Source organism: Coprococcus sp. TF11-13 (assembly GCF_003481085.1).
In the GTDB taxonomy this organism is placed as follows: Bacteria; Bacillota; Clostridia; order Lachnospirales; family Lachnospiraceae; genus Coprococcus; species Coprococcus aceti.
In genome coordinates this window covers 15,239-25,819 of sequence record NZ_QUKK01000005.1, presented here as the reverse complement: position 1 = coordinate 25,819, position 10,581 = coordinate 15,239, and the positions used below count along the sequence as shown (strand labels likewise).

Sequence of the window (10,581 nt, the reverse complement as noted above, 5' to 3'; positions counted from 1 at the left end):
GTTTCTGGAAACCCCATTTATATACAATTTTACCAAAAATCAATATGTTATTCAATGTGCTTTATGAAATAATCACTTGACTTTCTAAACATAAAAAAGAACTTTTGCACATATATATGCAAAAGTTCTTTTTTTATATACACTATATATTATTTTCTTATCTTTCTCACTGATACAACCACAAGTGCCGCCGCTACGATTCCGGTAAATATGTATATTGGAAGTCTGTCTCCTGTCTGTGGTGCCTTTCCTGCCTGTGATACACCCGCAGTCTGAGGATCATCATCATCCGGTATATCTATGTCATCCTTGACAAACACTGCAAGCTGTCCATCCGATGGGAATTCTGCCAGAAGAACTCCGCTCTCTACGCTGAATGGGATCTTGGTCCATTCTCCGTCATCCGGAAGAAATCTCACCTGAACTGTCATATCACTGGTGATGGCCGCTCCTCTGATCTTTGTCGTCTCTATCTCAGAATAATCATAATCATTCACCGCTGTAACTGAGAACACTGCAAGAGTTGAATATCCATCCAATGATTTATCTCCAAGCACCTCCGATGGTGCATCTCCAAGCATGAGATTGTCAATATCCGCTATAGTTGTATCCGCCTCGGATATGAGAATGTGTGTCGAATCTGTCTCATAATCATTCTCCGGGCTGTTATTCGCAAATGCTGTTGTTCCGCAGCCTAATGTTATCGCTACCGCTGCAAGCCAGGCTGCCACTTTTCTCTTAAATGAAGCTGCCTTCCCCAATCTTGTTGTCATAACCTTCACTCCTTGTCTCCCTGATGTCCTTCTCCTGACATCATACTTTGTTCCAAAGTATACCATCATAAAAAGAGAGCGTCAATTGTGCAAAACTCCCTTTTTTATCTGGCCTCCGCTTCTATTTCCCCTGTGAGTACCGACTGCACGATCCATCTTTTTCCATCCATTCCACAACATGTAGAAAGAGTCAGCAGTCTGCTGTCAACATCTATTTTTTGGTCATTTTGCACAACCCCAGTATCAAAATTCTCGTCAAATATTCCATCTATGTACGACCGTCTGCCTTTTTTGTCAGAGAAATCATTGTATGTGAATATATGTCTGTCATTTGTCCTGTATGCAGCAAACACCGTATAACGCAGCGTACTGTTTGGTGTGTATACATACACATTCCTGTTGTTTCTGAGGAATTCCTCATCCTCATAATTGTGCAGAGTCTTGAACATAGTTCCACTGGACATGTTGTGTCCATACATGACCGTATCAAAATCCGAAAATTCTCTGGAATTTGCAGAGTCTATGAAGATTGCTCCATCAGGGCTGTACTCCCCATATGCATCATGGCTCAGATAATAGCTGTTGTCACTGCCCTGCAGTACCGCATAATCGACATCTGTTCCAGGTATGTATATCCACGCACATATATCCTGATTCTTTTTCTGAAGTTCATCAAAGTCCACCTTCACATGCGGGAATATCACATCATCAATTCCTGCATCCTGCTTGGACGAGGCATAGCTCTCCGTAGCTCCATCTGTTCCATAATCCACATACTCCCTGAGTGCCCGGTTTGCACGGTTGCTCCGGTTATGTGCAAACGCATATCTCACGATCAGGCAGATGCACACCAGCAAAACCACCGATGATACCCCCAAGACTACCTTCCATAAGAGCTTCTTACGCTCTCCTCCCGGTTCGGTCATCACTGCCTCTGTCTCAGGACTGTCGGTATTTCCATTTTCTGCGTGACTTTCCCGCTCATTGTCCTCGACAACGGATTGCGCGAGCGCCACCGCCTCTGCAATTTTTCTTTCTAATTCTTCCTGTCTATCATCGTTCTGCATACAGGCATTACTCCACTTCTCTGTAGAACATTTCGACAAGCTGCTCCTTTAACGCCGCATCGTCAACAATATATTCATCATAATAATTCTCTCTCTCATATGAACCCGGGAGCTCATACATTCCGTCATCAGTAAACTCCGCCCCGGCAAATTTCCACGCCAGATACAGCATCCCGGTTCTGGATATGTCTGTTGATATATATCCCGACATCTGTTCATACATATCCCATATCTTCAGGGGATTTCTCTTAAGCTTTTCCTTTAGCAGGCCGCACCATGCACACATGTACTGCTTCTGCCTGTCCATACGGGCGGCATTTGTTCCTATATCCTCCGAGGCACTGTTGCGCTCCGTCACATAATATACCGCCTGCTCCCCCGACAGTGTCACTGTCTCGCCCTGGCGTATATCTGCTCTGTCCAGATCCTCCATGGCTTTCACCGTCACTCCGCCGACAAGCTCGTTCATCTTGCTGATCCCATCAAAGTCAAGCGTCACATATGCATGTATCGGAAGTCCGTCAAGCAGTTCTGATACCGTATATTCCGTGAGTTCCGCACCGTCAGCCACATCACTGCCATATGAAAATGCCAGTGCTGCCTGAAGATTCTGGGTCGTGATATATTTGCCCGCAACACCAAATACCTTGACAGGTGCCAGAGTATCCCTGTTGATATTCAGGCATCTTATCGTCTTGTCCCTGACATTGAGTGTGACAAGTATCAGGGCATCCCCCTGTCCCACGGTGTCAGCCTCTCCTCTGGCATCCACACCGATACACAGTATATTAATGTTGTCTTCATCATACATGTAGCTGTGACCTTCATACAGCATTTCAGCATCCCTGGATCTTTGTCCTCTGAGGGAGCTTCTGCCCGCATGAAGATATGCCGCACATACCAGGATCACCGCCACAACTATAGCCAGAACAGCCACGGCTGCTATGAGTAATTTTTTCTTAACTTTACTGTTACTTTTCATGTTCATGTTCTCAAAAAGCGGCACGGAAACTTCCGTGCCGCCCTTGTTCTTATCTTATATGCCTGACGAACTGCAATGCATCAATATTTCTTATCGATTATGCATACAGTGGATACTTCTCTACAATGCTCTTTACAAGCTGCTCAGCCTTTGCCTTATCATTGTCAAGGACTGCTGCCTTTATGGCGTCTGCTATGATCTCCATGTCAGCCTCATTTGCACCTCTTGTGGTAACGGCTGGTGTACCAAGTCTTATTCCACTTGTTACAAATGGTGACTTAGGGTCGTTTGGAACAGTGTTCTTGTTTGCTGTGATATGAACCTCGTCAAGAAGCTTCTCAACTTCCTTACCTGTAAGTCCAAGTCTCTTGAGATCCATGAGCATCAGATGATTGTCTGTTCCGCCTGATACAATATCAAAGCCTCTTGCCATGAGCGCCTTTGCAAGTGCTGCCGCATTCTTGACAACCTGCTCCTGATATGCCTTGAACTCAGGTGTAAGAGCCTCCTTGAAGCATACTGCCTTACCGGCTATCACATGCATGAGAGGACCGCCCTGGATTCCAGGGAATACTGCCTTGTTGAAATTGAACTTCTCATTTATCTCGTTGCTGCACATGATCATACCACCACGAGGTCCGCGGAGAGTCTTGTGCGTTGTGGTTGTTGTCACATGGGCATATGGGATTGGGCTCATGTGAAGTCCTGCTGCCACAAGTCCGGCGATGTGAGCCATATCGACCATAAGATATGCTCCAACCTCATCAGCGATCTCTCTGAATCTCTTGAAATCAATAGCTCTGGCATATGCTGAAGCTCCTGCTACGATAAGCTTTGGCTTGCACTCCTTTGCGATCTCGAGAACTCTGTCATAATCTATAAATCCGTCATCGTTTACACCGTATGGCACGCAGTGGAAATACTTTCCAGACATGTTGACCGGTGAACCGTGGGTGAGATGTCCGCCGTGATCAAGATTCATTCCCATAAATGTATCGCCAGGATTAAGTATTGCGAAGAATACTGCCATGTTTGCCTGTGCTCCTGAGTGTGGCTGTACATTCACATACTCACAGCCAAACAGCTCCTTGGCTCTCTCTCTCGCAAGGTCCTCAACAACATCCACATACTGACATCCACCGTAATATCTCTTACCAGGATATCCCTCTGCATACTTGTTGGTGAGATGGCTGCCCATGGCTGCCATAACCGCCTTTGATACTATATTCTCGGAAGCTATGAGCTCCAGATTGTTATTCTGTCTGTTGAACTCGTCTGTCATTGCTGCCGCTACTTCTGGATCTACCTTTGTTATCTCGTCAAAACTGAACATCGAATTTACCTCCATCAAAAATTTGTTCCTATTATACTCATATATATCACTGTTTTTCAACAGTAAAATTTAACATGTCCTTGTACTGGCCATACTCGTACTCATCATAAAAATATTCCTCAGGTCTTGCGGATATTCCAAGCTCGTCATACCATTCGCCGAGAAGCTTCTCTCTGAGCTTTGTCTTTGTCGGCTCCGCCAGCGTGTTGTAGTTCCACAGGCTGAAGTGAAGAGCGTAATTTATATAGTCCTTCTCTATCTCTGTGTACAGACCGTGATCCTTCAGCATCTGTCTGAGTGCCAGCAGCATGTGATAGAAGTTATCCCACGACTTCTCTCTGGTCTTGGACAGCGAATCCCGGGTATCCACTCTTCTGTGGATGAGTATCTCACTTACTGTACATATGCGCTCCGCCAGCACCAGCGCGCTGAACACGAACAGCGCATCATTTGTGGTTCTCTGCTCCTGGAATTTCAGATCATTCTTCATCACAAATTCCCTGAGATACAGCTTATCCCACGCCCATCCCACAAATGCTCTGAATATATTTGTGGATATCTGTCTGCGGTTAAACGGCTCATACGGTGGAAGTGCCCACTCTATCATGGCCCACTTCTCATATACATACTCCTCAGTATCCATGTTGTACTGGTCTGATTTGTAAATGACTATCTCCGCCTGCTCCTCCTCGGCTCTGCGGAAAGCCTTCTCTACCATCTCAGGCTCGTAGAAATCGTCGCAGTCGAGAAACAGTATATATTTTCCTGTTGCCTCCTGCATTCCGCGGTTTCTTGCCGCACCCGCTCCGGCATTCTTCTCTCTTATAAGTACGATCCTGTCATCCTTCTGCGCATACTGTTCTATGATCTGCGCCGAATTATCGGTGGATCCATCGTCAACGCATATTATCTGTATATTTCTAAGGGTCTGTCCGGTTATCATGTCCAGACATCCCTCTATGTAACTCTCCGCATTGTATACTGTCAACACAATCGATACATCAATCACTGATACACCCCCTCCATCTCATCTGTTAGTTTCTATGCAAAAGCTTCTTTACAGCCTTCTTCAGTGTCACCGGAACAAACATCACAGCCTTGCCCACACGGAACGTGGTGGATGTCTCGTATTTGATCCGCTGGGCTTCCATATCTCTTCTGAGTCCATCTGCTTCTCTGTGACTCTCGTCCAGCTCTTCAGCGCGTCGTCCCAGTTCATTGTTAAGGTCAAATATCTTCTTACTGTAGACTGCCTTACCGAGATAATATCTCTTGAGGAATCCCGGATCCTTTGCAAGGACATAGAGTCCGGTCTTCTCCTCCTGGCTGAACAGTTCCTGGTCAAGCTCATCAAGCTCCATGCTCCTGTGGAAGTCCACAGCCATGCGCTCCGCAAACTGCCAGCCCGCATCCTCTGTCATCCAGTGAAGCATCTCATAGTAACATCTCCATCTTTGAAGCGTGTAATATCCCTTCCATTTCTCCCACACAGACCAGTCCTGCATGAGATGATCCTTTATGCGGTCGTAGGTTATATTGACCGTGTACGCCGCATCCACATCGTCTATCCACACTGTGTCTATCTCAACTCTGTCACACATGTCACAGGCTGCAAACATCGCCCTATCAGCATGTGCAAATGCCATCCACAATATATACAGATCAGGAAACAGCCCCTGCTGATGTGCCTCCACTCCGTCGCAGTATGTGTCCAGAAAGCTTCTGCTGTAAAGCCCCGCGCACACATGCCGTATCGCTATCGATATCTCAGGAGACGATGCCAGGCTCATAACCACTTCCCGCTGGACACTGTCATCCATTCTGTCATCAAACACTCCGATAAATTCCAGTTTTCCCTGCACAGCCCTTTCTGCCAAGTGCTTCACAGCCTCCTCCGAAACAGCCACACATGGTCTCGCCAGAAAAACATAATCGCCAAGATCTATCTTTTTTAAGCTGACATTCTCTGTACTCACTCCCTGCCCTCCTCATGTAAATTTCAAATAATATACCGAACATTTTTCACCAGCGCCAATTATACCATTAATTTCATTTTTTGTGAATACAGAGAAGGGCACAGGAGTATTACCCCTGTGCCCTTCTCTGTATGACCTGTATTATTTTATCTCTCATTTCCTGCCACAAGAGCCGTTCCATCATAATCGATGACTATGGCTGACTGTGTGCTTACGCTGCCCGCAAGTATCATCTTTGCAACCAGTGTCTCCACATTCTTCTGCAGATATCTCTTGAGCGGTCTTGCGCCATACACCTGATCATATCCCTGATCGATGATGTGCTGCTTTGCGCTCTCCGTAAGCTTGATCGCGATCTCTCTGTCTGCCAGTCTGCTGTTGAGATCTGCCATGAGAAGATCAACTATACCACTGATGTTGTCCTTGGACAGTGCCCTGAATGTGATGATCTCATCGATACGGTTCAGGAACTCAGGTCTGAATCTGCTCTTAAGCTGAGCCATTACGTCATTCTTCAGTTCATCTGTGATCTCTCCGCCGGCAGCTGCGATATCCGCACCACCGATATTTGATGTCATGATAATGATCGTATTCTTGAAGTCCACAGTTCTGCCCTGAGAATCCGTGATACGTCCATCATCAAGCACCTGAAGGAGCACATTGAACACATCCGGATGTGCCTTCTCTATCTCATCAAAGAGGACAACCGAATATGGCTTTCTACGAACAGCCTCTGTCAGCTGACCGCCTTCATCATAACCTACATATCCCGGAGGCGCTCCTATAAGTCTTGACACACTGTGCTTTTCCATGTATTCACTCATATCAATACGAACCATGTTCTGCTCATTGTCAAACAATGCCGCTGCAAGACTTTTTGCAAGCTCTGTCTTACCAACACCGGTTGGTCCAAGGAAGATAAATGAACCTATCGGTTTGCTAGGATCCTTTATTCCCGCCTTTGATCTGATGATCGCATCGCTGACATAGTCAACGGCTTCATCCTGACCTACAACTCTCTTCTTAAGTTCGCTGGCAAGATTGAGGGTCTTGCTCTTCTCGCTCTCAGTAAGCTTTGCAACAGGAATTCCTGTCCACTTGGATACGATCTTCGATATCTCATCTTCTGAAACTACCTCATGGACAAGCTCCCTCTCCTTATCTGAAGCTGTGGACTCAGCCTCTGCAAGCTCTTTCTGGATCGCTGGAAGCTTACCATACTGAAGCTCTGCTGCCTTGTTCAGATCATAATTTCTCTGTGCAGCCTGAATATCAGCCTTGACCTGCTCCATCTCTTCCTTGAGGGTCCTTATCTTCTCAACTGCAGCCTTTTCGTTCTCCCACTTTGCTTTCAAGGAATTTGCCTGATCCTTGAGTTCTGCCAGTTCAGCCTGAAGGTCTGCCAGTCTCTGCTTTGACAGATTATCCTCCTCCTTCTTAAGGGCTGTCTCCTCAATCTCCAGCTGCATTATCTTACGTGTGATCTCATCCACTTCAACAGGCATTGAATCAAGCTCTGTCTTGATCATGGCACACGCCTCGTCAACAAGATCTATTGCCTTATCCGGTAGGAATCTGTCTGTTATATATCTGTTGGAGAGAACCGCTGCGCTTACAAGGGCACCATCTGATATCTTAACTCCATGGAACACCTCGTATCTCTCCTTGATTCCTCGAAGGATAGATATTGTATCTTCAACTGTTGGTTCATCCACCATAACCGGCTGGAAACGTCTCTCAAGAGCCGCATCTTTCTCTATATACTGTCTGTACTCATTCAGTGTTGTGGCACCTATACAGTGCAGCTCACCCCTTGCAAGCATAGGCTTGAGCATGTTGCCCGCATCCATGGCACCGTCCGTCTTACCGGCTCCCACAATGGTGTGGAGCTCATCAATAAACATTATGACCTCGCCCTCGGACTTCTTCACCTCATCCAGGACGTTCTTAAGTCTCTCCTCAAATTCACCTCTGTACTTGGCTCCTGCCACAAGGGCTCCCATGTCCAGCGCAAATATCTTCTTGTTCTTAAGTCCCTCTGGCACATCACCTCTGAGTATCCTCTGTGCAAGTCCCTCTACAACCGCAGTCTTACCTACACCAGGCTCACCGATAAGCACCGGATTGTTCTTTGTCTTCCTTGACAGGATCCTGATCACATTTCGTATCTCAGCGTCACGTCCTATTACCGGGTCAAGTTTCTGCTGTCTTGCCCTCTCGACCAGATCATATCCGAACTTCTCCATAGCCTCATATGAGCTCTCCGGATCATCGCTGTCCACCTTGTGGTTACCTCTGATTTCTGCCAGCTCCTTGAGGAATGCATTCCTGCTGACTCCCCAGTCTTTGAGAAACTCCTTGATATCCGAATCAGCCTTATCCACCATGCCGAGGAACAAATGCTCAACAGACACATATGTGTCACCCATCTGCTTTGCTTCCTTCTCTGCCTGGATGAGAGCCTTTGAGAAGTTATTTCCGGCATACATATTGCCTCCGCTGACCTTCGGCAACCTTGCCAGCTTATCCTCCACCGCATTCACGGCACCAGTAACATTCACGCCCATCTTCTCAAATATCTTGGCTATCAAACTGTCATCTATCTCAAGCAAGCCAGCCAAAAGGTGCATCTGCGTAAGTTCCTGATTGTCGTACTCCAGAGCTTTTTCTTTTGCTTTCTCTACAACTTCCAACGATTTACGTGTGTATTTATCCATCTCCATAGCTGTTTACCTCCTAAACTAAACTTTCAGGGAACTGATACCTTAATATCACTTCCCTGTCTGATGATAATATAACACACTTGTTAGCACTCGTCAATACTGAGTGCTAACATTTTTTTATTATTTTAAATTATTTCTCTCTACGGTAAACTACCACCCCGGCAGCCCCTAATAAACATGTCATCATGACTATGAGCATCAATGCCACATTTCCGTCATCTCCGGTATTTGGAGCACCTGACTCCTTTTTTGAGTCTGCTACAGTTGTATTCTCTGTTGCGGTCACGTTAGTTTTCTCATCGGTTGTCTGTCTCTCTGTTGTTACCTTCTCTGTCGTCTGCTCACTTGACGTTGGTTTTTCAGTTGAAGGTTCATTTGTAGTTGGTTCATTTGTAGTCGGTTCATTTGTTACTGGTACATTCCCCTTCTTTACCACTACCTTTGCAGCAGGAGATGCATAATAATTTTTGGTCTCCTTATATCTCACATAATAATTTCCATCTGCAAGTTTCTTAAGTACCGTGCTTTCACAATCCAACCATTTTTTCTTGTCAACACTATATTCCATTGACATCTTCAGATTAGATATCTGACCATCATTTTTCCCATCCACAGTTTCTGCCGTTGCGACCAAACCTGTAGGTTCCTTCTGCTTTGCCTTATCTATTATGAACTCTTCCACGATCTGTCCATGCATGGTATTCTCACCCTTGATAGTAACTGTAGCTGTTCCCGCATCAATATTATCCGCATATACACATGAGTAACTTTTTCCCTCTGTCAGAGTCTTTCCGCCATAAGAAACCGTAACCGCAGGTTTCTTTTCTTTTCCATCGTACACATACGATTTTGGAGCAATGCTGACAGCGACATCTGCATCATCCGACAAGCTGCGGTAACGGAGAATAAAATCCTTAGCCTTGGCTCCTGTCTCATCATCAATGATTGTCGTTCCTTCTACAGAAAGTCCCTCTGGTACAAACTCCTTCACACCGTCAAATCCATCTGCAATATGCCCAAAGTTGCTAAGTCCGTCACTGTTCTGTACCGTAAATACACAGTCTGTATCCATCTCAAGTTTTTCAAACCAACACTGTGAACCGTTGAGCGTCACATTTGAGCCATTATTCAGACAGATTCCATCTTTTGTCATCCAGTTGATACTATCCGTAATGAATTTGACATTTGACAAAGTCAGCATAGCATTAGTAAATCCAACACTTCCATTTGTGATACCGCAATTTAATGTTCCGTTTTTCACGTATAACGAATAATCAAAATTCATCATCTGCAAAGTGACACTTTTACCGTTGAGATCTATAATGATATGTTTATTATGTTCACCATCATTGTATCCTATAGAAGCCGAAGGATCATATATATCACTAATTATACATATTGTATAGCCATTCTGTGCGGCTGCAAATGCATCAGCCAGTGTAGCATATGATCCGATCTCATCGCCATTGTCATCCGTCACAATTGCCACATCCCCATCCGCGGCCTGCACCTTCACAGAGTTCTTTCCCGCAATAATCACTACAGCAAATATACATGCCATAATCAACCCAGTTACCAATTTCTTTAATTTCATAATTATCCCTTTCCTCCTGTCTTTAATTCCTGGCAGTTACTGCCAGATATTGCCATCAACATAACAAATAATTATAATACACTGGGGCTTTTAGTAAACTAGCCAAACGGCTAGTTTTAAAAATTAAATGACT

8 protein-coding genes are annotated in these 10,581 nt (G+C 45.3%); all 8 read right to left on the bottom strand.

Translation table 11 applies throughout. The features are described from left to right. Window positions 1-149: 149 nt before the first annotated feature. Window positions 150-773 carry a hypothetical protein gene (locus tag DXD11_RS09320; RefSeq protein ID WP_117549475.1) on the bottom strand — a complete coding sequence of 208 codons (624 nt, stop codon included), beginning with the start codon at window positions 771-773 and terminating at the stop codon, window positions 150-152. 104 nt (window positions 774-877) lie between these two features. Next, complete coding sequence (gene srtB / locus DXD11_RS09315) at window positions 878-1,840, bottom strand: class B sortase (RefSeq protein WP_118758260.1); 963 nt, start codon at window positions 1,838-1,840, stop codon at window positions 878-880. A 7-nt stretch (window positions 1,841-1,847) separates the two neighbouring features. Beyond that, a complete protein-coding gene (locus DXD11_RS09310) occupies window positions 1,848-2,822 on the bottom strand; it encodes an LCP family protein (RefSeq protein WP_158547582.1) in 975 nt (324 codons plus the stop codon). A 97-nt stretch (window positions 2,823-2,919) separates the two neighbouring features. Next, the gene (gene glyA, locus DXD11_RS09305; protein WP_015533968.1) at window positions 2,920-4,155 is read right to left on the bottom strand and encodes a serine hydroxymethyltransferase; all 1,236 of its coding nucleotides are present in this window, start codon (window positions 4,153-4,155) and stop codon (window positions 2,920-2,922) included. Between the two features lie 46 nt (window positions 4,156-4,201). Continuing rightward, the gene (locus DXD11_RS09300) at window positions 4,202-5,164 is read right to left on the bottom strand and encodes a glycosyltransferase family 2 protein (protein ID WP_118758259.1); all 963 of its coding nucleotides are present in this window, start codon (window positions 5,162-5,164) and stop codon (window positions 4,202-4,204) included. A gap of 25 nt (window positions 5,165-5,189) precedes the next feature. Further along, window positions 5,190-6,131 (bottom strand): hypothetical protein, encoded by a 942-nt coding sequence (locus tag DXD11_RS09295; protein WP_117549362.1) that lies wholly within the window; start codon window positions 6,129-6,131, stop codon window positions 5,190-5,192. A 146-nt stretch (window positions 6,132-6,277) separates the two neighbouring features. After that, entirely contained in the window at window positions 6,278-8,854 is a 2,577-nt protein-coding gene (gene clpB / locus DXD11_RS09290; protein WP_118758258.1) for an ATP-dependent chaperone ClpB, read from the bottom strand. A gap of 130 nt (window positions 8,855-8,984) precedes the next feature. After that, window positions 8,985-10,448 carry an LPXTG cell wall anchor domain-containing protein gene (locus tag DXD11_RS09285; RefSeq protein ID WP_118758257.1) on the bottom strand — a complete coding sequence of 488 codons (1,464 nt, stop codon included), beginning with the start codon at window positions 10,446-10,448 and terminating at the stop codon, window positions 8,985-8,987. Window positions 10,449-10,581 lie beyond the last annotated feature (133 nt).